Origin of the sequence: Enterococcus sp. HMSC061C05 (genome assembly GCF_001814765.1) — a bacterium.
In the GTDB taxonomy this organism is placed as follows: Bacteria; Bacillota; Bacilli; order Lactobacillales; family Enterococcaceae; genus Enterococcus_B; species Enterococcus_B lactis.
The window spans coordinates 126,531-150,670 of record NZ_KV817744.1 but is presented as its reverse complement, the minus strand read 5'-3'; the positions used below and the strand labels follow the sequence as shown (position 1 = coordinate 150,670).

25 protein-coding genes and 1 riboswitch are annotated in these 24,140 nt (G+C 39.0%); of the genes, 20 read left to right on the top strand and 5 right to left on the bottom strand.

Going from position 1 to position 24,140, the window contains the following annotated elements; genetic code table 11:
* Positions 1–190 precede the first annotated feature (190 nt).
* The 8 genes from HMPREF2988_RS07860 to HMPREF2988_RS07825 all read left to right on the top strand — a co-directional run bounded on the left by HMPREF2988_RS07860 (position 191) and on the right by HMPREF2988_RS07825 (position 6,828).
* Positions 191–919 (top strand): GntR family transcriptional regulator, encoded by a 729-nt coding sequence (locus tag HMPREF2988_RS07860; RefSeq protein ID WP_002311311.1) that lies wholly within the window; start codon positions 191–193, stop codon positions 917–919.
* A gap of 17 nt (positions 920–936) precedes the next feature.
* Positions 937–2,133 carry an SIS domain-containing protein gene (locus HMPREF2988_RS07855; protein ID WP_070770358.1) on the top strand — a complete coding sequence of 399 codons (1,197 nt, stop codon included), beginning with the start codon at positions 937–939 and terminating at the stop codon, positions 2,131–2,133.
* On the top strand, positions 2,126–3,121 hold the full coding sequence (lacD, locus tag HMPREF2988_RS07850) for a tagatose-bisphosphate aldolase (RefSeq protein WP_070770357.1): 996 nt from the start codon (positions 2,126–2,128) through the stop codon (positions 3,119–3,121). Before HMPREF2988_RS07855 ends, lacD begins: the two co-directional genes overlap by 8 nt.
* Positions 3,118–4,059: a hexose kinase gene (locus HMPREF2988_RS07845; protein ID WP_070770356.1), complete on the top strand. Its 942-nt coding sequence runs from the start codon at positions 3,118–3,120 to the stop codon at positions 4,057–4,059. Before lacD ends, HMPREF2988_RS07845 begins: the two co-directional genes overlap by 4 nt.
* Before the next feature lie 175 nt (positions 4,060–4,234).
* The gene (locus HMPREF2988_RS07840) at positions 4,235–4,714 is read left to right on the top strand and encodes a PTS sugar transporter subunit IIB (RefSeq protein ID WP_024635520.1); all 480 of its coding nucleotides are present in this window, start codon (positions 4,235–4,237) and stop codon (positions 4,712–4,714) included.
* 12 nt (positions 4,715–4,726) lie between these two features.
* Complete coding sequence (locus HMPREF2988_RS07835; protein WP_002311317.1) at positions 4,727–5,617, top strand: PTS mannose/fructose/sorbose/N-acetylgalactosamine transporter subunit IIC; 891 nt, start codon at positions 4,727–4,729, stop codon at positions 5,615–5,617.
* The gene (locus HMPREF2988_RS07830) at positions 5,604–6,413 is read left to right on the top strand and encodes a PTS system mannose/fructose/sorbose family transporter subunit IID (protein WP_002311319.1); all 810 of its coding nucleotides are present in this window, start codon (positions 5,604–5,606) and stop codon (positions 6,411–6,413) included. Before HMPREF2988_RS07835 ends, HMPREF2988_RS07830 begins: the two co-directional genes overlap by 14 nt.
* 13 nt (positions 6,414–6,426) lie before the next feature.
* Positions 6,427–6,828 (top strand): PTS sugar transporter subunit IIA, encoded by a 402-nt coding sequence (locus HMPREF2988_RS07825; protein WP_002311321.1) that lies wholly within the window; start codon positions 6,427–6,429, stop codon positions 6,826–6,828.
* A 45-nt stretch (positions 6,829–6,873) separates the two neighbouring features.
* Here the strand turns inward: HMPREF2988_RS07825 and yidC are convergent, their stop codons facing one another.
* Positions 6,874–7,824: a membrane protein insertase YidC gene (gene yidC / locus HMPREF2988_RS07820; RefSeq protein ID WP_002291748.1), complete on the bottom strand. Its 951-nt coding sequence runs from the start codon at positions 7,822–7,824 to the stop codon at positions 6,874–6,876.
* A 439-nt stretch (positions 7,825–8,263) separates the two neighbouring features.
* Positions 8,264–8,539, bottom strand: a complete 276-nt coding sequence (locus HMPREF2988_RS07815) for an acylphosphatase (protein WP_002289551.1) — start codon at positions 8,537–8,539, stop codon at positions 8,264–8,266.
* Between the two features lie 107 nt (positions 8,540–8,646).
* On the opposite strand from HMPREF2988_RS07815, the gene HMPREF2988_RS07810 reads away from it, so the two are divergent.
* The 4 genes from HMPREF2988_RS07810 to HMPREF2988_RS07795 all read left to right on the top strand — a co-directional run bounded on the left by HMPREF2988_RS07810 (position 8,647) and on the right by HMPREF2988_RS07795 (position 12,525).
* The gene (locus tag HMPREF2988_RS07810) at positions 8,647–9,411 is read left to right on the top strand and encodes a TrmH family RNA methyltransferase (protein ID WP_002294889.1); all 765 of its coding nucleotides are present in this window, start codon (positions 8,647–8,649) and stop codon (positions 9,409–9,411) included.
* A 122-nt stretch (positions 9,412–9,533) separates the two neighbouring features.
* The gene (locus HMPREF2988_RS07805) at positions 9,534–10,037 is read left to right on the top strand and encodes an HD domain-containing protein (RefSeq protein WP_002296302.1); all 504 of its coding nucleotides are present in this window, start codon (positions 9,534–9,536) and stop codon (positions 10,035–10,037) included.
* A gap of 408 nt (positions 10,038–10,445) precedes the next feature.
* Positions 10,446–11,093, top strand: coding sequence for a FusB/FusC family EF-G-binding protein (locus tag HMPREF2988_RS07800; RefSeq protein ID WP_002336521.1), 648 nt, complete (start codon positions 10,446–10,448; stop codon positions 11,091–11,093).
* A gap of 41 nt (positions 11,094–11,134) precedes the next feature.
* Positions 11,135–11,201, top strand: a riboswitch (Fluoride riboswitch).
* Between the two features lie 55 nt (positions 11,202–11,256).
* On the top strand, positions 11,257–12,525 hold the full coding sequence (locus HMPREF2988_RS07795) for a voltage-gated chloride channel family protein (protein WP_070770355.1): 1,269 nt from the start codon (positions 11,257–11,259) through the stop codon (positions 12,523–12,525).
* A gap of 26 nt (positions 12,526–12,551) precedes the next feature.
* On the opposite strand, the gene HMPREF2988_RS07790 is transcribed toward HMPREF2988_RS07795, so the two are convergent.
* The 3 genes from HMPREF2988_RS07790 to HMPREF2988_RS13890 form a co-directional block, all read right to left on the bottom strand.
* The gene (locus HMPREF2988_RS07790; protein ID WP_002336519.1) at positions 12,552–13,751 is read right to left on the bottom strand and encodes a YdcF family protein; all 1,200 of its coding nucleotides are present in this window, start codon (positions 13,749–13,751) and stop codon (positions 12,552–12,554) included.
* Positions 13,752–13,871: 120 nt separating this feature from the next.
* Entirely contained in the window at positions 13,872–15,179 is a 1,308-nt protein-coding gene (locus HMPREF2988_RS07785; RefSeq protein ID WP_002308679.1) for a serine hydrolase, read from the bottom strand.
* Positions 15,180–15,296: 117 nt separating this feature from the next.
* Positions 15,297–15,419 carry a hypothetical protein gene (locus HMPREF2988_RS13890; RefSeq protein ID WP_002294875.1) on the bottom strand — a complete coding sequence of 41 codons (123 nt, stop codon included), beginning with the start codon at positions 15,417–15,419 and terminating at the stop codon, positions 15,297–15,299.
* Positions 15,420–15,651: 232 nt separating this feature from the next.
* On the opposite strand from HMPREF2988_RS13890, the gene HMPREF2988_RS07775 reads away from it, so the two are divergent.
* The 8 genes from HMPREF2988_RS07775 to asnS all read left to right on the top strand — a co-directional run bounded on the left by HMPREF2988_RS07775 (position 15,652) and on the right by asnS (position 24,091).
* The gene (locus HMPREF2988_RS07775; protein WP_002294874.1) at positions 15,652–16,770 is read left to right on the top strand and encodes a baeRF6 domain-containing protein; all 1,119 of its coding nucleotides are present in this window, start codon (positions 15,652–15,654) and stop codon (positions 16,768–16,770) included.
* Between the two features lie 289 nt (positions 16,771–17,059).
* Positions 17,060–17,380 (top strand): hypothetical protein, encoded by a 321-nt coding sequence (locus HMPREF2988_RS07770; protein WP_002291761.1) that lies wholly within the window; start codon positions 17,060–17,062, stop codon positions 17,378–17,380.
* 2 nt (positions 17,381–17,382) lie between these two features.
* Positions 17,383–17,547, top strand: coding sequence for a hypothetical protein (locus HMPREF2988_RS13790; RefSeq protein WP_002308683.1), 165 nt, complete (start codon positions 17,383–17,385; stop codon positions 17,545–17,547).
* Between the two features lie 284 nt (positions 17,548–17,831).
* Positions 17,832–18,032: a cold-shock protein gene (locus tag HMPREF2988_RS07765; protein WP_002294871.1), complete on the top strand. Its 201-nt coding sequence runs from the start codon at positions 17,832–17,834 to the stop codon at positions 18,030–18,032.
* 146 nt (positions 18,033–18,178) lie between these two features.
* Entirely contained in the window at positions 18,179–20,968 is a 2,790-nt protein-coding gene (locus tag HMPREF2988_RS07760) for a helicase C-terminal domain-containing protein (RefSeq protein ID WP_070770354.1), read from the top strand.
* A 46-nt stretch (positions 20,969–21,014) separates the two neighbouring features.
* Entirely contained in the window at positions 21,015–21,542 is a 528-nt protein-coding gene (locus HMPREF2988_RS07755; protein ID WP_002348809.1) for a cell wall elongation regulator TseB-like domain-containing protein, read from the top strand.
* Positions 21,543–21,562: 20 nt separating this feature from the next.
* Positions 21,563–22,753 (top strand): pyridoxal phosphate-dependent aminotransferase, encoded by a 1,191-nt coding sequence (locus HMPREF2988_RS07750; protein ID WP_002291769.1) that lies wholly within the window; start codon positions 21,563–21,565, stop codon positions 22,751–22,753.
* A 39-nt stretch (positions 22,754–22,792) separates the two neighbouring features.
* Entirely contained in the window at positions 22,793–24,091 is a 1,299-nt protein-coding gene (asnS, locus tag HMPREF2988_RS07745) for an asparagine--tRNA ligase (protein WP_002291771.1), read from the top strand.
* Positions 24,092–24,140 lie beyond the last annotated feature (49 nt).

Below are 24,140 nucleotides of genomic sequence, written 5' to 3'. Positions count from 1 at the left end.
TATGTGGTTCGTCTTTTTTTCTGTTCTTTTATTGGTAACTGGTATTTTCAAGGTATCTTTGCCTATTCAAACTATAAAACTTTAGAGTGCTGTTATAATAGCATTTTTGGTCTAAAAAACCTTTGACAAATGATTAATAATTCACTATTCTTGTGTTGTGGTTATAACCAGTAAAGAAGAGGTAATTTTTATGGAGAGCTCAAATAAAGGAAAATCATTGTATTATCAACTAGTTGATTTATTGAAGGATCGTATCGAAACACAGATGACTCCGCATGATAAGCTGTTATCTGAAAGAGAACTTTGTCAACACTATGGGGTGAGTCGTACCACCGTACGTCTGGCTTTACAGGAATTGGAAAATCAAGGTTATATTTACCGAAGACATGGAAAAGGTACCTATGTCTCTGATTTGTCTGATAAGTCATCGAACTTAGCTGGAGCATATAGCTTTACAGAAGAAATGCGCGAAATAGGGCGCGTCCCTAAGACGGTCATTTTAGAATTTAGACAAATGGAAGCTAATAAGAGAATTGCTAAGAATTTGAACATCCATTTAGGTGAAACTGTATTTAAACTTAAAAGATTGCGTTTGGCAGATGAAGAGCCATTGATGGTTGAGCGTTCTTATCTACCGGCGAAACTATTTATGGGACTTGATTTGCCGTTACTTGAAAGTAAACCATTGTATGATGTGTTTTCACAGGATTATGAACAACAAGTTCAATTAGCTGATGAAGAGTTTTATGCAAGTATCGTGCAAAAAAAAGATGCTGTTGTGCTACGAATCGCTGATGGCGCTCCCGTCTTACATCTGACGAGGATAACCTATAACGTGAAAAATGAGATTATCGAATATACAGATAGTGTAGCAAGAGCGGACCAGTTTCATTATAAAATTCGGCATATCCGAAAATGATTGAGAGGGAGAACAACATGTTTGAGCTATCGAAGAACAAATTAAAACAAATAGGTGCAGCAATCACGACACAAGAAATACAACAACAACCAGATCTCTGGAAAGAAACAATCGATAGATTGATGCAAAGCCAAGAAAATTTAGCTCTATTTTTTGATCAAATAAAAAAAGAAGCAAACGGAAGAAGAATACGCGTTATTTTTACGGGTGCAGGAACGTCTCAATATATTGGGGATACGCTCTTACCTTATCTAAATGAACATGGAGACAATCAATTTTTTATCTTCCACAGTTTTGGCACGACAGATATCGTAGCTTCACCAAAAGAATTTTTGTTTCCGAATGAACCGACTTTATTAGTTTCATTTGCTCGCAGCGGCAACAGTCCAGAAAGTGTAGCGGCTGTGCAAATTGCAAATGAACAAGTTGAAACATTGTTTCATTTGACGATTACTTGTGCTGAAGAGGGGATGTTGGCAAAAAACGCACAGGATGATAAACAGAATTATCTGTTATTGATGCCAGAGAGAGCAAACGATGCAGGTTTTGCTATGACAGGAAGTTTTACGTGTATGTTATTGAGTGCTTTATGGATCTTTGATCAAACAGCAATGGAGAAAAAAGAAAGATATCTTGAACAATTAGTTAAAATCGGTCAAGATCTTCTTTCAAGAGATCAAGAAATTCAAAAGTTATTACCTGATTTTTTTGAACGGATCGCTTATCTGGGTTCAGGAAGTTTGGCAGGTGCGACAAGAGAAGCACAATTAAAAATTTTAGAATTAACAGCAGGTAAAGTTGCTACAATTTTTGATTCTTCGATGGGGTTCCGTCATGGACCAAAGTCTTTTTTAAATAGCGAGACACTCGTTGTAGGTTTTGTGAGCAATCAACCATATACGCGAAATTATGACTTAGATATTTTAGAGGAAATAAAAGAAGATCGGGTCACTGCTAATGTCATTGCGATTGCGCAACCAAGTACTATTGATTTCTCAGGTATGACTGTGCTATTGGAAGACTCGGTGAGTAAATTGCCCGATGCCTATCTTGCATTAGCGATGATTATGACTGCACAAATCATTGCACTCTATACTTCAATCAAAGTAGCTAATAAACCAGATACACCATCTCCAACAGGCACGGTCAATCGAGTAGTCAAGGGCGTCATCATTCATAAATATGAAAACGAAGGGGAAATGACAGATGAATGAAGAAAAAAATAGGGCAATGGAGAGACTATCAACAAAAGATGGGATTATTAGTGCATTAGCGATCGATCAGCGTGGTGCTCTAAAAAAAATGATCAAATCGTTGGGAAAAGAGCCAAGTGAAGACCAAATCAGTGAATTCAAAGAACTAGTATCAGCTGAGCTGACACCCTATGCTTCTGCTATTTTATTGGATCCGGAATATGGATTGCCAGCAGCAAAAGTCAGAGCAAAAGAGACGGGGTTATTGTTAGCTTATGAGAAAACCGGCTATGACGCAACTACGCCTGGTCGTCTACCTGATTTATTAGCGGACTGGTCTTCTCTCAGATTGAAAGAACAGCAAGCGGATGCAGTAAAATTCTTACTTTACTACGATGTTGATGAAGCACCCGAAATCAATCATTTGAAGCATGTGTTCATCGAACGTTTAGGTAGTGAGTGTGAAGGAGAAAATCGTCCCTTCTATTTGGAATTAGTTTCTTATGACGCACAAATAAGCGATAGTTCTTCTCCAGAGTATGCGAAAGTCAAGCCCCACAAAGTTATTGAGATGATGAAAGAATTTTCTGATCCAAAATATAAAGTTGATGTATTGAAAGTAGAAGTACCTGTCAATATGAATTATGTGAAGGGCTATTCCACAGGTGAATTTATTCACAGCAAAGAAGAGGCTGCCGCCTTCTTTAAGGAGCAAAGTGAAGCGACTCCATTACCATTCATTTTTTTGAGCGGGGGTGTTTCAACAGAATTATTTCAACAAACACTGATTTTTGCTCATGAATCGGGTTCCACCTTCAATGGTGTATTGTGTGGACGTGCGACATGGAAAGATGGGGTCAAAGCATACGTCGAAAATGGAAAAGACGGAGCTATTCATTGGTTAAGAACAAATGGGAGAGAAAACATCGAGACTTTAAATAAAGTAATAAATGAAACCGCTACTCCTTGGTTCAATAAAACAAAAAGCAAAAAGGTGAAGATGAAATGATTACGACAGTTACCTTGAATCCTTCCATCGATATCGCTTATACAGTTGAAGAATTAAACCTCGACAAAGTCAATCGAGTTGAAACAGTCAATAAAACAGCGGGAGGAAAAGGAGTGAATGTGGCGAGAGTTCTAAATTTATTAGGAGAAGAGGTGATAGCTACTGGTTTAATAGGTGGCCAGCACGGTGAATATCTAAAGAACCAGCTAGATCAGTTAGGGATCATGCATCAGTTTGTTCCAATTAAAGGAGAGACAAGAGATTCTATTGCTATCCTGCATGGTTCGAGACAAACAGAGCTTTTGGAACGAGGTCCCTTCATAACAAAGAAAGAACAACAGACATTTACCGATCATTTTGAGCAGCTCCTCGAAATATCAGATATTATGACGATCTCAGGTAGTTTACCCCAAGGATGCCCTCTTGATTACTATAAGCAATTGGTTGCTTTAGCTGATAAAAAAGGGAAAGACATATTACTAGATACTTCTGGTAAATTTTTGCTTGAAGTACTGAAAGGTAAGGAGAAGCCACTACTTATCAAGCCAAATCTGGAAGAATTAGGAGAACTGATTGGCCAACGTATCTGTTCTTCGATTCAGTTAGACAAAATTCAGTCCTTATTAGCTCATCCAATATTTGAAGGAGTGCCATGGGTTGTTGTTTCTTTAGGAGAGAGAGGTGCTGTGGCAAAAGTTGCTCAGTGTTTTTACGAAGTCATTATTCCTAAAATATCAGTTGTTAATCCTGTTGGTTCAGGTGATGCGACCCTTGCAGGATTGGCCAATGCGTTATCAAAAAGGCAATCAATCGAAGAGATTCTCGCATTTTCTATGGCTTGCGGCATGGCAAACGCGCAACAAGAGAAAACTGGCTGGATCGACCCTATGAAAGTTACGATGTTGATGAAACACATTCAAGTTAAGAAAATCAAATGAACTTAAATATAAAAGAAAGCGTTTTCTTCGACTGAGAGAGAATTTGTTCTTGGCTTAAAAATGAAATATAAGAAAGAAAAAATGAAAACGTTATCTTTGAAACAGAAGAGATATTTGATGATGTCACAGATTTAATTGAACAACCAATAGAAAAAATAGATGAGGAGAATGCATGATGGCAATTATTGGTGTAAGAATTGATGGACGTTTGATACATGGACAAGTAGCAAATCTTTGGACAACGAAGCTGAATATTAGTCGAATCATGGTCGTGGATGATGAGGTAGCCACAAACACAATTGAAAAAAGTGGATTGAAGTTAGCGACTCCAGCAGGGGTAAAATTAAGCATTTTGCCAATCGAAAAAGCAGCAACAAATATTTTAGCTGGCAAATATGACTCTCAACGAGTATTGATCGTAGCAAAAAAGCCAGATCGAATCTTATCTTTAGTAGAAAAAGGAGTTCCTATCAAAGAAGTAAATGTGGGGAATATGTCACAAACGAATGAAACACGGTCCATTACAAAATCAATCAATGTGGTAGATGCAGATATCGAAGTATTTAAAAAATTAGATCAGCTTGGTATACATTTAATTGCTCAAATGGTACCAAACGATAAAGCAGAAGACTTTATGAATCTTTTAATCAAATAGGAGGAATGATCCATGGATATTCAATGGTGGCAGATCTTATTATTAACATTATATGCAGGTTATCAAATTTTAGATGAATTACAGATCTATTCTTCAATGAGTGCGCCAGTGTTTGCAGGGTTATATGCAGGTTTAGTAATGGGTGATTTAAACGCAGGTTTGATTATTGGTGGCAGCATGCAGTTGACAGTTTTAGGAGTGGGGACGTTTGGAGGCGCATCAAAAATAGATGCCAACTCTGGGACTATTTTAGCAACTGCCTTCTCGATTTCTCTTGGAATGAATCCAGAACAAGCGATTGCTGCTATTGCAGTGCCTGTAGCAAGCTTAATGATCCAATTGGATATTTTAGCTAGATTCGCTAACACATACTTTGCCCATCGTATTGACCGTCACGTAGAAGACATGAATTATCAAGCAATCGAACGCAATTTCTTAATGGGAGCTTTACCTTGGTCGCTCTCTCGTATGATTCCTGTATTTTTAGCTTTAGCATTTGGTGGTGGATTAGTTGAAAATGTTGTTTCTGTTTTAAACGGGAATCTAAAATGGCTAGGCGATGGGCTCTCAGTAGCAGGAGCTGTTTTACCAGCTGTTGGGTTTGCCATTCTTCTGCGCTATTTACCAGTAAAAAAACATCTTTCTTATCTTATTTTAGGATTTACGATCACGGCATTATTAGCAACGTTATTCTCTAATGTTCAATTATTAGGAACAAGTGTGGCAAGCGTTGTTAAAGATCTTCCGGCAACTTTCAATTCGCTGCCGATGCTTGCTGTAGCATTGATTGGTCTAGCACTAGCAATGATCAGTTATAAGAATGATCAAAACAAAGACCATCAACCATTAGCTAGTGAGCCATCACATTCTGTTGAGGGGGAAATCGAAGATGACGAAATCTAATTACAAATTAACAAAAGAAGATTTTAAGCAAATCAATCGAAGAAGTTTGTTCACTTTTCAATTAGGTTGGAACTATGAGAGAATGCAGGGTTCTGGCTATTTATATACTATCTTGCCACAACTAAGAAAAATATATGGAGACAATACACCAGAATTAAAAGAGATGATGAAAACACATACGCAATTTTTTAATACTTCTAATTTTTTTAATACAATCATTACTGGGATTGATCTTGCAATGGAAGAAAAAGAGGGAATTGCTTCAAAGGAAACCGTATCGGGGCTGAAAGCTGGATTGATGGGTTCCTTTGCAGCGATTGGAGATTCCGTATTTGCTGCTTTGATTCCAACGATTTTTGGGGCTTTGGCGGCGAATATGGCAACTGATGGAAATCCGATAGGTGTGTTTATATGGATTTTTGCTCAGATCGTTGTCATGGTTTTTCGTTGGAAGCAACTTGAATTTGCATACAAAGAAGGAATTTCCTTAGTTACTACTATGCAATCTCGCTTAACTGCATTAACGGACGCAGCCACTTTATTAGGGGTATTCATGGTAGGGGCATTAGTTGCGACAATGATCAATGTTAAATTTTCATGGGCACCAACGATTGGCGATGTGACATTGAATATGCAAAACTATATCGATATGATCTTACCTAAAATTTTACCTGCTGGGATCGTCGGTGGTGTTTATTGGTTATTAGGAAAGAAAAACATGACTCCTACTCGAGCGATTTTTATCGTATTAATTGTGTGTGTTGCTTTATCTGCATTGGGTGTGATTTCGAAATAAGGGAGAGCGAAAAATGAGTAGACAATTGGTATTGATTAGTCACGGAAAATTTTGTGAGGAATTGAAAAAAAGTACAGAAATGATCATGGGGCCTCAAGAGGATATCTACACGTTACCTTTATTACCAGAAGATGGCACTGAAACATACAAACAAAAGTTTCTCACTGTCACAGATTCGTTAAATGATTTTGTGGTACTATGCGATCTTTTAGGTGGTACACCTGCAAATATCATTTCTAAACTAATAATGGAAGGACAACAGATTACTCTTTATGCTGGGATGAATCTTCCGATGGTCATTGAATTTATCAACTCACAGATGATTGGTTCAGAGCCCGAGTTTGTTCGTGCAGGATGTGAAAGCATTGTCTCTGTCAACGAATTAATTAATGGAATAGCAGAAGAGGAAGAGTAACAAAAAAGATGAGGGCTTAGCTCTCATCTTTTTTGTCCTATGTTTTTATTTCCGCTTCTGCTGCTTTCCTGCGTTGCGGCCTTTGTTGTTTGTACTGTTTTTGGGTTGCTTGATTTGTTTGGTTGCTTGTTTGCTGTCAGCTGGTTTAGCTGATTCTGTCACATCTTTTCTTGGAGTGACGACTTGTTTTGGTGGGTTTTGTTTCAACTCTTCTGCCACTTGTGCTTTCAAACGTGGTTTCATCATAACGTTTGTGATGAATGTTTGCAGACAGCTGAACACACCACCGACTACCCAGTAAAGTGTAACACCGGCTGGCGCACTGATCGACATGAAGACGATCATAGCAGGAGAAACGATCAGCATCGTACGCATCGTCTTTTTCTGTTCTTCAGGAATACCGATCGTTGAGATATATCCTTGAAGCAGATAAGCGACCCCTGCAATGGCAACAAGCACCATACTTGGTGAGCCTAGATCGATGCCGTAGAAAGATGATTCCCGAATACCTTCTGTATAACGTGCCGTAAAGTACAAGGCAGAGAAAATCGGCATTTGGATCAATAGAGGCAGACAGCCGATTCCGCCGGTCATACTCAATCCGTTTTCGCGGTATACTTGCTGCATTTCTGCTTGTGCCGCCATTTGTTCTTCACGTGTTGTTGCAGCTTTCAATTTTTGTTGGGCTGCTTCAACTTGTGGTTTTAACGCTTGCATTTTTTCAGATTGGATCATTGTTTTTTTCGATTGACTAATACCTAGTGGCAAGATGATGATACGGACGATCACAGTCATTGCAATAACTGCCCAGCCATAAGACCAATTGAAATTCTCAACTAGATATGTAATCGCTTGGCCCATAGGATGGACGAGTACTCGATAAACGATTCCCGAAGTGTCAGGGTTTCCGTTTGAATCCATCCGCACACAGCCAGATAAAAAGAGCAGGATACTGACAAGTCCGGATCCCAATAACCAGTTTTTCCATTTATTCATAGAATACTTCCTCTTCTATAATTTTTACACAAACTTAACTATACTAAAAAAGCGCATGGAATTCAATCAACTTCATAGAAATTTCATATAAATATTCGTTCTTTTACGTAGCGAAAAATTTTGAAAAAAAGACAAAAAATCAAGAAAGAAATACTAGGAAAAAGTAGAATGATTCCAAGTGTTTCTTTCTTATTATAATAAACTAAAAACTTTTTTTATTCTGCCCGAAAAGCGGAGACAAATGAACTCACTGCAAGTGATAGATCAGCTTTTTCACTGCTGTCCTTAATGCTTGAGGCAAAGCGCCTCAAGAATAACCTTATCGACGGTGTTCAAAAGCTTGCATCTACGGCATTAAGTCCAGCCTGTTGAAAAATATGGAGAGCTATTTTTCACAACCTGTCCTTAATGCTTGATGCAGACCAGCTTTTTCACAACCTTATCCCACCACATCAAATTTCTTTCGTTCCTCAATCATCGGGTCTTCTTGGACATCCACATACTGCACTCGTCCACTTGGGCTCGGAGATTTCTTGACTTCTTCAATAAATTTCTGGATGATGTCGTCATTGCCGATTGCTTCGATCGTGACTGAGCCGTCATCTTCGTTTTTTACCGTTCCAGTCACGCCTAGTTGATCAGCGACCATCTTGGTCATGTAGCGAAATCCTACGCCTTGGACGCGTCCTTGGACGTTCATTTTAACTTTGCGCATGTTCGTCACCTTTCTTTCCTATTTTATAAATTAATGATACCGATTTTTTTAGGATGAAACAAGCTCAAGCACCTATTCCATGATATAATCATGGGGAGGTGAGGAATGTGAAAGAGATCCAATCAGCAAAAAATCCAAGAATCAAAGAATTAAAAAAACTACATAAAAAGAAATATCGGGAAGAAAAGGAAGAATATCTTTTGGAAGGGTTCCATCTGATTGAAGAAGCTGCGTCGTCTGATGCAGAAATAAAAGAACTTTTTGTGACACAGCGAGGCATGAAAGAATGGGGAGACTGGCTGGCCGCAAACAAAGAGATTTCTACTTTTCTAGTTTCGGATGAGGTCATGGATGCTGTATCGGATCTACCTACACCACAAGGAATCTTAGCAGTGATGGCGTTAACGGCTGAAGGCACGCCAGATTTTTCAGGAGGTTGGCTGTTATTAGATAATGTACAAGATCCTGGAAATGTAGGGACGATGATCCGTACGGCAGATGCATTTGATATGGCTGGTGTTTTATTAGGCAAAGGAACGGCAGATATTTATAGTACAAAGGTGCTGCGCAGCATGCAGGGAAGCAATTATCATTTGCCTGTGTTGCAAAAAGATTTGACAGAAGTGATTCCTTTAATGAAAGACAAAGGGTTTACAGTGTATGGCACAGAATTAAATGAAGAAGCACACGCATTAGACAAAGTAGAAAAATCAGATAACTTCGCAATAATCATGGGGAACGAAGGTCAAGGGGTAAGTCAGGAAATCTTGTCTTTGACTGATCAGAACGTATATATCCCGATGAAAGGAAATGCGGAATCGTTGAATGTTGGGGTTGCGGCAGGGATTGTTCTTTATCATTTTTCTTTATGATTAAGGAACTATTAAGCTTTGGCTATTTTATCCAAGGCGACTAGAATAATCCGAACACTGGTGGTATACTTAGATCAATTTTAGAAGAAAATGAAATTCAAAAAGGTGGCAGATCGATAATTATGACAGAAAAATGGCGTGAAGACGAAGAATATATGTCTTATGTAGAAGATCTTTTAGAAACAGAAGCAGTGAAAAAATTAGCGAATTACACACAGCATGTTCATTCCACTCGTTTGGAGCATTCCATCAGTGTTTCTTACTATAGTTATCTGCTCGCAAAAAAATGGGGTGGCAATGCTAAAGCAACAGCGCGTGCTGGACTTTTGCATGATCTGTTCTACTATGATTGGCGTACGACGAAATTTGATGAAGGCACACATGCGTATATCCATCCAAGAATCGCTGTAAAGAATGCAGAAAAAATCACCGATTTGTCGGATCTTGAGCGAGATATCATTTTGAAGCACATGTGGGGCGCAACGATTGCACCGCCTAAGTACAAAGAAGGATATATCGTAACATTCGTAGACAAATACTGCGCAGTCAAAGAAGCCGCTCAGCCTATGTCAGCAAGTATGCGTAAGAGATGGCAACGTTACTTCGGAAAAGAATCCTCGATTTAACAGGTAAAACCAATAATAGACCATATTGAGGTTGTGACAGAAGTGGGTCAGCTTCAAGAAATAAGAAGGAATTTACGAAAATTGCTTCTCAAATTTTTGTGAAATTTCGGCTTATTTTTCGAAGAAGCTACTTCTGGAACACCGTTTGTTTGTAGAAAGGGACTTTGACACGACTTTTGTCACAGTCCTTTTTCTGTTTGCAGTTGACTATCTGCTCAAGATACGGTTTACTTTTATTTATCGAATGAATCATGTACATAGAAGAATGAACATTAAAGGGGGTGATGATAAGATGCAAAACGTATCTTATTTAAAAGAGTCCGGGATCTTCAGGTAACACATACTTTGCAGAAGATCACTTTTTTCTACAAAGTATGCACTTTGGTTAGAAGAAAGGACTTTAAAATCATGGAACAAACAATGAAACCATATCAATATTTTTTTATAAAAAGAGAAGTAGAGCAGTTATTAAATGCGTACTCATCTGTCAATGACTCAAAAACGGTACAAACGGTTCAGGCTCTAGCAGCTGAAAAGATTCGCGATGTATTAGGTTACGAACCACCAGAAATCGATACGTTTTTAACGACAGTTTTAGATGTAAAACTGACAAAAACGCAAGCAGAACGAGCATTGGAGGAGCTGAAGCAAATCGTCCAGCCGTTTATGCAGCCGAGCAAACCACAAATCGAGAAATTATTCCGAAAAGTGAAAAAACTCAAACAACCCGCTTGGAATGAAATCGACTTGCAAGCACATACGTACATCGGTTGGAATGATCCAGGGACGCAAAAAAAATTCATGGTTTATTACGAAGATGGAAAATTAAAAGGGATCAGCGGTACTTTATCACCAACGATTAATAAGGGAATCTGTGCGATCTGTCAGAAAACATCGAATGTCTCGCTCTTTCTTTCTACAACGAAAGCCGGTTCTGATGGCACGTATACGAAAAAGGGGAATTATATTTGTCATGATAGTGATCAATGTAATCAACAGTTAACGAAATTGGCTCCTTTCTATGAATTTGCTGAACGTGTAAAGAAAGAACGATAATTTTATTGTTTTTTACAGAAAAATATGCTATCTTTTAATGGAAGTGAATAGGTGATGGTGTTCGCCTTTAAATGCTAACGTAAGATAGCTAATGACGCCTACTAAAGTCTGGGGCCAGCCCCTTTCTTTAGTAGGCGTTTTTTTATTTGAGGAGGAAGTTTTTATGGAAAAACAATTACCGAGTCCAGTGCGTATTTTGATGTACATGTTGAAGTGGCTGGTGGTCACAGCGATTCTCGGAGTATTCATGGGGAGCTTGTCTGCTTTTTTCTTAAATAGCCTGACGTTCGTGACAGATATCCGACTAGCACATCCTTGGCTACTTTATCTATTGCCAGTCAGCGGCGCGCTTTTTGCTTATCTTTATGCGTATCATGGCGGTCTTTCTAGTCGTGGGAATAACTTAGTGATCGATCAAGGGAATGGAGGAGAAGAGAAGATCCCTTTGCGGCTCATTCCATTGACCTTGTTTGGGACCATCACTACCCATTTATTTGGGGGATCTGTTGGTCGTGAAGGAACAGCAGTTCAAATGGGGGGAGCATTAGCTGATAATATAGCGCATTTATTCCGATTGGATAAAGCAGAACGGGAGATTTTGGTTATCAGTGGAATCAGTGCGGGTTTTAGTTCTGTATTTGGCACACCTTTAGCTGGAACATTATTTGGATTAGAAGTGTTGGCAATCGGTAAAGTCCGAACAGAAGCAATATTTCCTAGCTTCTTTGCTGCGCTTTTTGCAAATTTCATGACAGAAAGCTATGGTGTTTCTCATCTACATTACAAAATGGGTGTGATTCCTGAATGGAGTATGTTGCTGTTCTTCAAAGTTTTTGTTGCTGGGATTGCTTTTGGTTTGATTGGTTGGGTATTCAGCCGTTCGATCGTCTTTTTAAAAGCGCGGTATGCGCAATGGATTCCTCATCCTGTTTGGCGAAATACGATAGGTGGAGCAGTAGTTGTAGCCGCAGCGTTGATTTTGCAAACACAACGTTACCTTGGGTTGAGTCTTCCGTTACTGCAGGAATCATTTAATGGACAGGCACATGCTTATGATTTTATTGGGAAATTATTCTTCACGGTCTTGTCTTTAGGTGCGGGGTACCAAGGGGGAGAAGTGACACCACTATTTGAGATTGGTGCAACGCTTGGCGCAGTACTAGCGCCTTTGCTCCATGTTTCTGTTCCTTTTCTTGCTGGATTAGGTTTTATCGGGGTATTTTCTGGTGCGACAAATACACCGATTGCCTGTTTTGTGATGGGAATCGAATTATTTGGTTCACAAGCTGCTGTTTACTTCTTTATGATCTGCTTGATCAGCTTTATGTGTTCAGGAAACAGCGGTATTTATTCTGCACAGCAAGTAGCCGTCAAAAAAGGAATACTATTCTTGCCAATCGTCAAGAGAATAAAAGAAAAAACCAAGGTGTGACATATGTTTTGTCACACCTTGGTTTTTTAGAAAAGTAAAGTGATCAGTGATAAGAATGCGGAACCTGCGAAAAGCAATCCGCAAATGATCATATGTCTTTTTTTGTTCATCATCAAGATGGCGATGTATTCTCTTAAAAACGCGTTAGGCAAGTAATAGAAAGCTGTTTTTGCCCCAATGCCATTTGCCTTCAGTTTCGCTTGTCGTGCATAGAGACCAGCTCTGAAAATGTGGTAATTGTTGGAACTGAAGATCGCGCGATAGGGACCTTTCATTTGCTGATCCATGATTTCCTTTGAATAGCGCATATTCTCCAAAGTGGTTGTCGAATTGGTTTCGACAAGAATATCTCTTTCAGGAATTCCTTGTTCCATAGCATATTGTTTCATCGCAATTGCTTCTGGTACTTTTTCGTCTGCTCCCTGTCCACCCGACATTAATAGGATAGGCGGATTTAATGTCGCACGGCTTTGTGCCCCATAAAAAGCAATCGCCTTATTGATTCGCTTGGCAAGAAGAGGAGAAACTGTTTCTCCATTGATCAACCCGGCGCCTAACACAACGATGAAGTCTTGGTTGTATCGAGGGCGGTTGAACTGATACAAGAATGAGACAGTCAAAAAGTTGTAGAATACGATAAATAGATAGATCAAGATTAATGGGATGCAGAAAAACAAAGCATTTATCCATTGTGGTAAATATTTTAACAAGAAAAAGTCAAAAACAAGAAACAATGTAAGAAAAATGGCTAGTATCAAGGTTAAAAGATTAGCTAATGAATGCGATTCTCTACGTAAAACTGTGACACCGTTCCAAAAAAGAAAAACGATCAATCCATAAATGCCGAATAGAAAGACAAGCAGTAACGGGATCGTGATCAAGGCAATCAGTCCGCCAAGAAAAATATTTTGTGTTTCGTATAGCAAGACAAACAAGTAGATACCAAAACTAATGAGGAAAACATTGAATAAAAGACCATTCAACAGCCTTCGCTTTTCTGAAAAATAGGAAAAGGCAAAGATACTGAAAAACACTAAGGGAATCAAAAAATAAAAGGTCGAATAAAAAATTTCCAACACGACAAAATAAGTCAAGATTACCGCAAACGTCCATGTACTGCTGTAAAAGAACAAGGAAGGATCCTTTTTCTGTTTTCGCCAATAAACGATGGAGAATACCCCAATAAGATAGAGAACCAAAAAAATCAGATCTCTAGTTAGATTCATAAATTCAACTCCTTTTTCTTATACAGTATAACGAAAATAGATGAAAAAAGCTGTTATTTAAACTAGAAAAAGCAAAAAAACATCTTCCACATGGAAAGATGCTTTTTTCTTTTTGTTCAATTAAAACAAGTTACCGAAAAATTCTGCGACGCGTCGCCAGCCAATAACGAAAATATTTGCTTTTTCTACGGTTTTATCCGTGATGATTTCTGTGGATGGCGCGTTGTTGTCTTCTAGATAACCTAATTTATCTTCTGCCAAGGTGATCGTTGCGGTACCGATTTTTGTTCCTTTATCCATAGGTGCTTGGATCTCATTGTCAGTGACTTGTTTTTTGTCAAGAGTTGGTGTGATTGTTAATTTTCCAGTATCCATATCGTTCCGTACCCATACTTTTACAGGACTTTTAAGCACAACGGGCACTGTTGATTCTTTCCCGTCTTTTACATCAATGGTTTTTAGACTAGGGATACTTGCATTGGCTTTTCCAAGCTCTTTTTCTGACCAATTGTCGTAGCAATAATCCATTAAGCGAGCTGTTTCATTGAAACGGGCACTTGGGTTTTCCGCATGGCCGTCTGCATTCAATACGACAGTGATGATTCGTTGATCGTTTTTAGTGATCGTACCGACGAAACAGGCTCCTGCAAGTTCAGTCGTACCAGTTTTTAATCCGTCCACGCCTTCTTTATAATTCACGAATCCTGGGAGCATCCAGTTCCAGTTGACCATTTCTACTGGTGATTGCGTGTTTTCGCCAAACATTTGTGTCGTAGTGCTAGATACATCCAGTATTTCTGGAAAATCCAAGATCAAATGACGGGCAACGATAGCCACATCTTGAGCAGACATTTGATTTTCGTCGTTTTCTCCAGTACCTTCTGGTCGGTTTTCGCCAAGATAAGAGTTATTCAGTCCTGATGCATTAACGATCGTTGCATCTTTGATACCCCAATCTTTCAATTGTTCTTTCATTCGTTCAGTAAATTTTGCTTCGCTGCCAGAGATTTTTTCTGCCAAGGCAACCATTGAAGCGTTGGCTGACTGGATGATTGCAGAGTCGAATAATTCTTTAACGGTGTAGGTGTTTTCTTTATGCAAAGGAACATTTGATAAATCTGGGGTGACACTCAAATTTTCTGCATAATCTGAAATTGAAACTTTATCATCCCATGATAGTTTCCCTTCTTTTACTTGATCAAGGACGATGTAAAGACCGATGATTTTTGTGATTGAAGCGATCCCCATGGTTTTTTCTCCATCTTGATCATAAAGAATCTTACCGCTTTGCGCATCTACAGCAAAGGCTGCTTTTGCATTTACTTTGAAAGTATCTTCAGCTTGCACAGCAACAGATGGTAGAAAAGAAGCAAGGCAAAGAATGAGACTAGCCAATAATAGGACTAGACGTGTTTTTTTTATGGACATATCCGATCTCCTTGTATTTAATTTGTTTCGCTACAAATTAAAATTTTATCAGAGAGGGAAGAGAGTTTCAATGTTTCTGAAAAAAACTTTAGGATAAGAACGCGCGTTATGAAAAGGTTAGCGGTCATTTTTTCGTACTTTTATAGGAACAGGCTGTGTTTCCGCCTCTAATAAGCGGGAAGCGCTGAAAGCAAACAAGCTGATGATACTTAATAAACTAAAAATCATAATCAAATGCATAAGGTCCACCTCTTTTATTCTTTTTCTTAGTCTAACAGCCTTTCATGAAGAATAGTTGAAGACTATACCCAAATAATTGAGGAAATTATGAAGATAACTTAAAAAAATTGCAAAATACCCAAATAAAGAAACCGTTTTATTTTTTTAGATACGTTTTATTGTATGGAAAAATAGTGTTGTGGTAGACTTTAGATAGACACAAAGGAATGATTTTTTTAGGAGGGGTACGTTTATGGCAAAAAAGGATAAAGAACTACTGTCACAATTGACTTCAGAAGGCGCTAAAGGACCGTTCGTCACGATCATGCTGAATACGCATGTCGCACATCAAGATGTGGAAAAAGATCAAATCAAATTCAAAAATTTTGCAAAAGAAGCAAAGAAACGTTTTGAAAAAAAATATTCCGAGCATGACTGGTCCCCGTTCCAAGAAAAAATTGAAAATTTGTTAGGAGATCCTTCGTTTTGGCGTAGTGCAACTACGAGTGTAGCGGTCATTATAACTGCTGATCAAACCTATATCCATCGTTTGAGTATCCCGGTAGACGATCAATATTATGTAAGTGATCTTCCTTATTTACTGGCCATTATCAAAAATGGACAGTTCAACTATTCCTATTATCTGTTGGGATTGAACCGCGACTCCATGAAATTGTATGAAGTCAGCAACAAACAAGTAAAAGAAGTGTCTCTACCAGAAGGGGCACCGGTCGATGTTGTTACTGCATTGGGATCTGAACTGACAGGTGGCGGTTTGAACTTCTCTTCTAATGGAGGGGGCGGTGCCCGAGATGGCGTTACTTTCCATGGCGTGAATCCAAAAGATGAAGAAGTAGAGATCGATTGGGTCAACTATTACCAAGCAGTTGATACGTACTTGAAGGATTCTTTCGAAAATCCTGAACAATGGCCGATTTATTTATTCGCTCTACCAGAAAATCAGACGATGTTCAAAAAAATCGCCAAAAATCCTTACTATTGTGCAGACGTTGCGATTTCTGCTTCTCCAGCACAACTATCCTTTAGAGATATCGAAGAAGGAGCGAAGAAGCTGTCAAGTGAACTAGCAGCCCAAGAATCAAAAGAGTACAATAAACTTTTAGATAAGAAATTCATCGATCAGTTAGTTGATATCGTTCCAGCTGCGAAAGAAGGAAAAGTATCCCATTTGTTTATCGCTACGTCAAACTTAGCTGATGGTTTCGGAGAAGATCCTGAAACAGAATATGATCGGCGTCAAGTGCTGAATGCTTTGGCAGACGATGTGATTATTAATGGTGGGAAAGTGTTTATTTTGGATCAAAAAGATGCACCAGATGAAAAGAGTCTGACAGCGATTCTTCGTTATTAAAGAGGTTGTGAAATCAGTGTTTTGACCTGAGTATTAGAGAGAAAAAGCTGTTCTGCATCAAGAATAAGAAGAGATTTACGAAAATTACTTCTCAAATTTTTGTGAAATTTCGGCTTATTTCCGAAGAAGTTACTTCTGGAACATCGTTTATCAAGAGGTCGTGACATCGTCACGACCTCTTTTTTGACGATTATGATACAAAAAACACCATTTATGAATGAAATGCAAATAACGGTCGTTCTTGAGATATGATTTTAATTGGGAAAAACTTATCGATAAGGAGGTCTTTATGAAAAAAAGACTGTTATGGTGTTTGCTGTCTCTATCCCTAAGTTTAACAAGTCAACCAGTTTTTGCAGAAGAAACACAGCGTTCTCTAAGCACAGGCGCACGTATGTACAAAAATATTTATGCGCAGACATCAGCGTTTGATTCTGCGTTCCCTGAAACAGAAGAACGGGCTTTGCAGCCAAGGTTTGGTTATTTTTGGTATTGTCCGTCATGTGATTACGAAAGTTGCTGGCATTTCTTCCATTCAACAGCTGCAGCTTTTGCTGTTACCCATGCTCAGAAATATGATGGGCATCATCCTGTCATTTATGAGGTATAGGTATGAACAAAAAAGAAAAATTAATCTCGTTGATCGTATTGGTTTGTCTTGTTCTTCTGATCACTGTCATAGGCTATCAGAAATACCATGAGAACATCAGACCTACTAAAGAGTCTTCCCCATCCTCAACCGTTGAAACAGAAACAATAAATAGTCAGATAGAATAATTTTTTAGTTTAAAGGGGTGCAATGGATCGAAAGAGGGGTATCTGAACAATAGAACGTTTGTCATTAAGAAAGTTCGGTTTTTCACTTGATGTAATCGCTGAGAAAACATTTTTTTATAAAAAAATATCGAAAAACTCTAGCGTTTTTGTAAACGGTATGATATACTGTAGAAGTAGTTTTTGTTCGGTAATCTGTGGTAGCTTGTTTCAAATAAACATCTTCCAGATATACACCATTCAAGTAATTGCAAAATATGTGTTGAAACACAAGGAGGATTTTTATTATGGAAACAGGTACAGTAAAATGGTTTAACTCAGAAAAAGGATTTGGATTCATCACTGCAGAAAACGGAAACGATGTATTCGTTCATTTCTCAGCTATCCAAGGCGACGGATTCAAAACTTTAGAAGAAGGCCAAACAGTAACTTTCGACGTTGAAGAAGGTCAACGCGGACCTCAAGCAACAAACGTTACTAAAGCTTAATTTACCTATACTAAAAATAAAAGTCCAGACATTTACGTGTCTGGGCTTTTTTGTCTTTTTTTCCTTAAAAAGCGATGAGAGTATTTTTCTGCACTTTGTAGTATAATTTCAAAAGAACATTAGAGGCAGGAGAAGAGGAAGATATTTTGAAACCAAGAACTTATGCAGTCGTTGATATCGAGACGACTGGGACGAATCCAAAAGAAGATCGGATCATCCAATTTGGCTGCGTCATGATTGAAGCTGGTCGGATCACTTCACGTTTTTCGATCGATATTCATCCAGGGCGGAAGATTTCAAAACAAATCCAGCATTTAACAGGGATCACGAATCAACGCGTCCAAAAAGCGCCTTATTTTGAAGATGTCGCCCAAACGATTTACAATCTTTTGGCAGACACCATATTTGTCGCGCATAATATTTATTTTGATTATAATTTTTTGAACCATGAACTCATGCGATGCGGACTTCCTAGTTTGAAGATACCGGGCATCGATACCGTAGAACTTGCACAAATTTTCTTGCCGACGGAACCAAGTTTTCGCTTAGCTGATTTGTCAGAAAGCCTTGGCTTTATTCATGAGAATCCTCATCAGGCGGATAGTGATGCCGAAGTGACAGGCCAGCTTCTTTTACTGATCGAAGAACGAATGAGGAAATTGCCGATCATCACATTAGAGCAGATTGCACGATTAAGTAGCCATACAGGAATGGATACGAGTCGTTTCATTTACCACGTGCTTGAAGAAATGAAAGAAAACCCGGAGCCCCTTGATCTCTCATTAGAAATCATCGATGGGCTAGCTTTGCAGAAAAAAGAAGTGGAACTATTCACATCCGTCCATTATGGCGAGCGGACATATCCAAGAAAAAAACAAGCAAAAGAAAAAATGTTTGGTAAAACACTGATGTATCGAAAAGAACAGAACAGGCTGATGAATGCTGTCTACGACCATTTCACAAAAGATGAATCAAAAGATTTGATGATCGAAGCAGCTACAGGAATGGGCAAAACGATTGGTTATCTGTTGCCTTTGAGTTATTTGGCTACACCTGAAAAACCAGCTGTCATCAGCACCGTTTCGCTTGTTTTGCAGCAGCAGATCATGGAAAAAGACATTCCATTACTGAATCAATTGCTAGATCAGCCGATACAACCTGTGATTATCAAAAGCTATCGCCACTATATTGATTTACAGCGTTTTAAAGGTACACTTGTGGAACCGCCGGGACAAAAACAATATGCTTTGTACCAAATGGCTGTCTTAGTTTGGCTAACACAAACGAAGACCGGTGATTTGGATGAATTACATTTAACCAATCTGAACCATGCATTCTTTGCAGATGTCGCGCACAGAGGCACTGGGTTTTTAGCAAGGAATCAGTCGTTTTACAAACAAGACTTTGTGCGTTTCTTGCAAAAGAAAATCAAACAAAGCAATTTTTTGATTGTCAACCATGCATTTTTAGTACAAGAAACACAGCGAAAAGAACCATTGCTTCCAGCTAGTCCTTATTTGTTGATTGATGAAGTTCATCATTTGCCGGAAATTGCTGAAAAAGTAAATGACAAACGACTAAGTATTAACTACTTCCATAAACAAATCCAGCAACTGGAAGAGCCGAATCAGTTATTTGACCGCATACAAAGTTATTTGCCGAAGGAACATGAAGCCTTGCGCTGGTTGTCGATTTATCGAGAAGAACTCTCTGCACTATGCGAAGCGCAGATTTGCGTGGCAGAGGGATTAATGAACTTAGTAAGCAGCAAGCAGCCTAACGGACAATATCCAGAAGAAGTCATGATGACAAAAGAAATGTTGGATCAGCTGCCACTGGAATCTGGGACAGCAATGGATCATCTGCAACTTTTTTATCAAGAGATCCAACAACTACAATCACAGATGCGCTTGACTTTTGAGATTATCCAAGAAAGTTGGACCAACCAGATGCGGATCGATTTAGCAAGTTTATATAGCTTATTTGATCAATTAGACAAGCAATACTTGCTGATGGACCAATGGCTAGAAGACTGGCGAGATCATTTGATCCATTGGTTCGTTCCCGGGAATACAGCACAGCAGATGATTTTTCATCTCCATGATTTTCAAGCAGCTATGTTGCCGTCCACTGTGTGGTATCCACGATATGACCATATTCTTTATATTGGAGGAACGCTGAAGATCGGACCTAATCGACAGTATCTCTCTAAACGACTTGGCATTGAAGCAGCACCTCTTAAAGTGATTGCTTCTCCTTATGATTACGAGAAACAGGCAAGAATCTATGTGCCGAAAGAAGCACCTGCAGTCCATCAAGTCAGCAATCAAGCATATATTGATTATTTAGAAGCAGCACTCACAGGATTGATTGAACAAGAAGATCGGCCGATCCTTGTTTTATTCACTTCTCATGATGTTTTGCAAAAGGTATATCAGAAAATGCATTTGTCTATGCTAGAAAAAGGACGTGAAATTCTTGCTCAAGGATTTGGCGGGAGTCGGGAAAAACTTTTGAAACGCTTCATTTTGTCAGAAAAAAGCGTATTATTTGGTGCTGACAGCTTTTGGGAAGGTGTAGATTTACCTGGAGATGCTTTACAGATTGTTGTGGTCACACGTTTACCCTTCGACAACCCGTTACGTCCGATGGTCAAAGCTAGGAATGCTTATCTGGAATCAGAGGGGATCAATCCTTTTTATCAGGAATCCGTGCCTAAAGCAGCTTTGAAGTTACGTCAAGCATTAGGTCGTTTGATAAGGACGGAGAAAGATCGTGGCGTATTACTTATTTTGGATCGGAGATTAGTCACTGCAAAATATGGTGCACGAATCATCCATGCATTACCGAAAAAAGTACCGATAAAAGAGCTAGCTATGGATGAAATCTATCAGGATATCCATGAATTCTTAAAGAAAAATGAAGAAGGAAGTTAAAGGTGCCGTCTTTTTTCATCATTAAAATCTGCTATAATGAAAAGGAATGAAGATAAAGGAGCGACGACCCTTGAAGAAAAAACAGACAAAGGAAAAAACGATTAATCGCGTATTGCTTGGCTTGATCGTATTTTTATTAGCGGTCATCGTGATCAGCTCGATTTTTTACTTGCGTTCCAGTCGTCCGGCGGTCCAGGCGAAAAAAGAAGCAGTAGAAATCGCAAAGAAATATGCAAATCTCGAGGAAGCCGATCATTTTTACTGGTTTACTCGAAAGAAAACGTACTTTTCATTGACGGGTACGAATGATAAAGGAAAAGAAATCGCCGTTATCATTCCTAAATCTGGTGAAAAAGTAAAAGTATTGGATCAAACGAAGGGATTGACTGAAAACGAAGCGAAACAAACAATTGCTGCAGCTCATCCTGAAATCCAAATCGAAAAAGCAGCTTTAGGAATGTACGATGATCAGCCTGTATGGGAAGTAGTAGGAAAAGAAACAAATGGAAAATTGAATTATTACCTGATTGGTTTTGAATCAGGAGATGAAGTCAAGACAATCAAGGGAATTTAATAGATAAAGGAATGAATGGGATGGAGTTATCAAAAAGAACGAAACGATTAGAACCATCTGTTACTTTGGCAGCTGCGGCAAAAGCCAAGGCGTTAAAAGCAAAAGGAAGAGATGTGCTGAGTTTGACTGTGGGAGAACCGGATTTTGCGACACCAGAAAACATCCAAGAAGCAGCAATCGAAGCAATCCGCAACGGAAAAGCTAGCTATTATACACCAACAGCAGGAATCCCAGAACTTCGGCAGGCGATCGTTGATTATCTGAAGAAAAATGATGGACTTGTCTATGAATCTTCACAAACGGTCGTAACAGATGGCGCGAAATTTGCTTTGTATACACTTTTTCAAACAATCTTGGACCCGCAAGATGAAGTCATCATTCCTGTGCCTTATTGGGTCAGTTACGGCGAGCAAGTGAAACTGGCAGAAGGTCTTCCTGTCTTTGTGAAAGGGAAAGAATCTAATAACTGGAAAGTTACTGTTGAACAGTTAGAACAAGCACGTTCAGGAAAAACAAAAGCCGTGATCATCAATTCGCCATCGAATCCGACTGGAATGATTTATAGCAAGAATGAACTGCAGGCAATTGGTGAATGGGCAGTAAAAAATGATATTTTGATAGTTGCTGATGATATTTATGGTCGTTTAGTTTATAATGGCAATGAGTTTACTCCAATTGCAACGATTTCAGAAGCAATCAAAAATCAGACCATCATCATCAATGGCGTGTCTAAGACCTATGCGATGACAGGCTGGCGCATCGGTTATGCGGTTGGGAATCCTGAAATTATCAATGGAATGATCGCTGTTGCTTCCCAATCAACTAGCAATCCGACAGCAGTCAGTCAATATGCAGCTGTTGAAGCATTGAAAGGCGAGCAAGATACAGTGGAAGAAATGCGGAACGCCTTTGAAGAACGCCTGAATACGTTATATCCGCTTGTGGCAGAACTGCCAGGTGTTTCTCTTGAAAAGCCGCAAGGAGCTTTTTATCTTTTTCCTAATGTAAAAGAAACGCTACGCATGTGTAAGTATGAGAATGTCACACAATGGGTAGAAGATCTTTTAGAAGAAACAGGGGTAGCACTTGTGACTGGCGAAGGCTTTGGGGCACCAGAAAATGTCCGCATGAGTTATGCGACTGATCGTGCTACGTTAGAAGAAGCGGTACGCAGAATCAAGCAATTTATTGAGAGTAAAAGTCAAAATTAATCCTGAAGAAATTCAAGGAATATAAAAGGAGAGTCATACGTGGAACAAATTCAAATCATCGATTCGAAAAACCATGTGGGAGAAACAGTAACAATCGGCGCTTGGGTCGCAAATAAACGATCAAGCGGAAAAATTGCCTTTTTACAATTAAGGGACGGAACAGCCTTCTTCCAAGGGGTAGTGGTAAAAAGCGAAGTGCCAGAAGAAGTTTTCCAAACAGCTAAAAATCTGCACCAAGAAACATCTGTGCTAGTAACTGGAGAAATCCGTGAAGACAGCCGTTCAAAATTCGGTTATGAAATCGGGATTACAAATGTGGAAGTAGTAAGCGAGAGCCACGATTATCCGATCACACCAAAAGAACACGGAACAGATTTCTTGATGGATCATCGTCATTTATGGCTACGTTCTTCAAGACAACATGCGATCATGCAAATCAGAAATGAAATCATTCGTGCAACGTATGAATTCTTTAATCAACATCATTTTGTCAAAATCGATCCGCCAATCTTGACTGGTTCAGCACCAGAAGGCACAACGGATCTATTCGAAACAAACTACTTTGATCAAAAAGCCTATTTATCTCAAAGTGGCCAATTATATATGGAAGCTGCTGCTATGGCTTTCGGAAAAGTCTTTTCATTCGGTCCGACTTTCCGTGCTGAAAAATCAAAGACACGCCGTCACTTGATTGAATTCTGGATGATCGAACCAGAAATGGCCTTCACTCACCAAGAAGAAAGTTTAGAAGTACAGGAGCAATATGTAGCCTTCTTAGTACAAAATGTTTTAGATCATTGCGAATACGCATTGGATGTACTAGGACGAGACAAAGAAGTCTTAAAAACTTATACAAAATTGCCATTCCCTCGTATTACTTACGATGATGCAATCGAATTACTGAAGAAAAATGGATTTGATGACATCGAATGGGGCGAAGATTTTGGTTCACCTCATGAAACGTTCATTGCAAATTCATTCGAACAACCTGTCTTTATTCTAAACTATCCAAAAGCCATCAAGCCATTCTACATGAAACCACATCCAACAAGAGAAGACGTGGTGATCTGTGCAGATATGATCGCACCAGAAGGCTACGGTGAAATCATTGGCGGAAGCGAACGGGCAACGGACTATGATTTCTTGTTAGAACAAATCCGTAATCACGGTTTGGATGAAAAAGAATATTCATGGTACCTTGATTTACGTAAATACGGTTCTGTTCCGCACTCTGGCTTTGGTCTAGGTCTTGAACGAACAGTCACTTGGATTGCTGGTATTGACCATGTGCGTGAAGCTATTCCATTCCCACGTTTGTTGAACCGAATTTATCCATAAGAAGTGATGAAAAAGCTGTTTAGTTTCGAGTAGTAAGAAAAATTTTGTG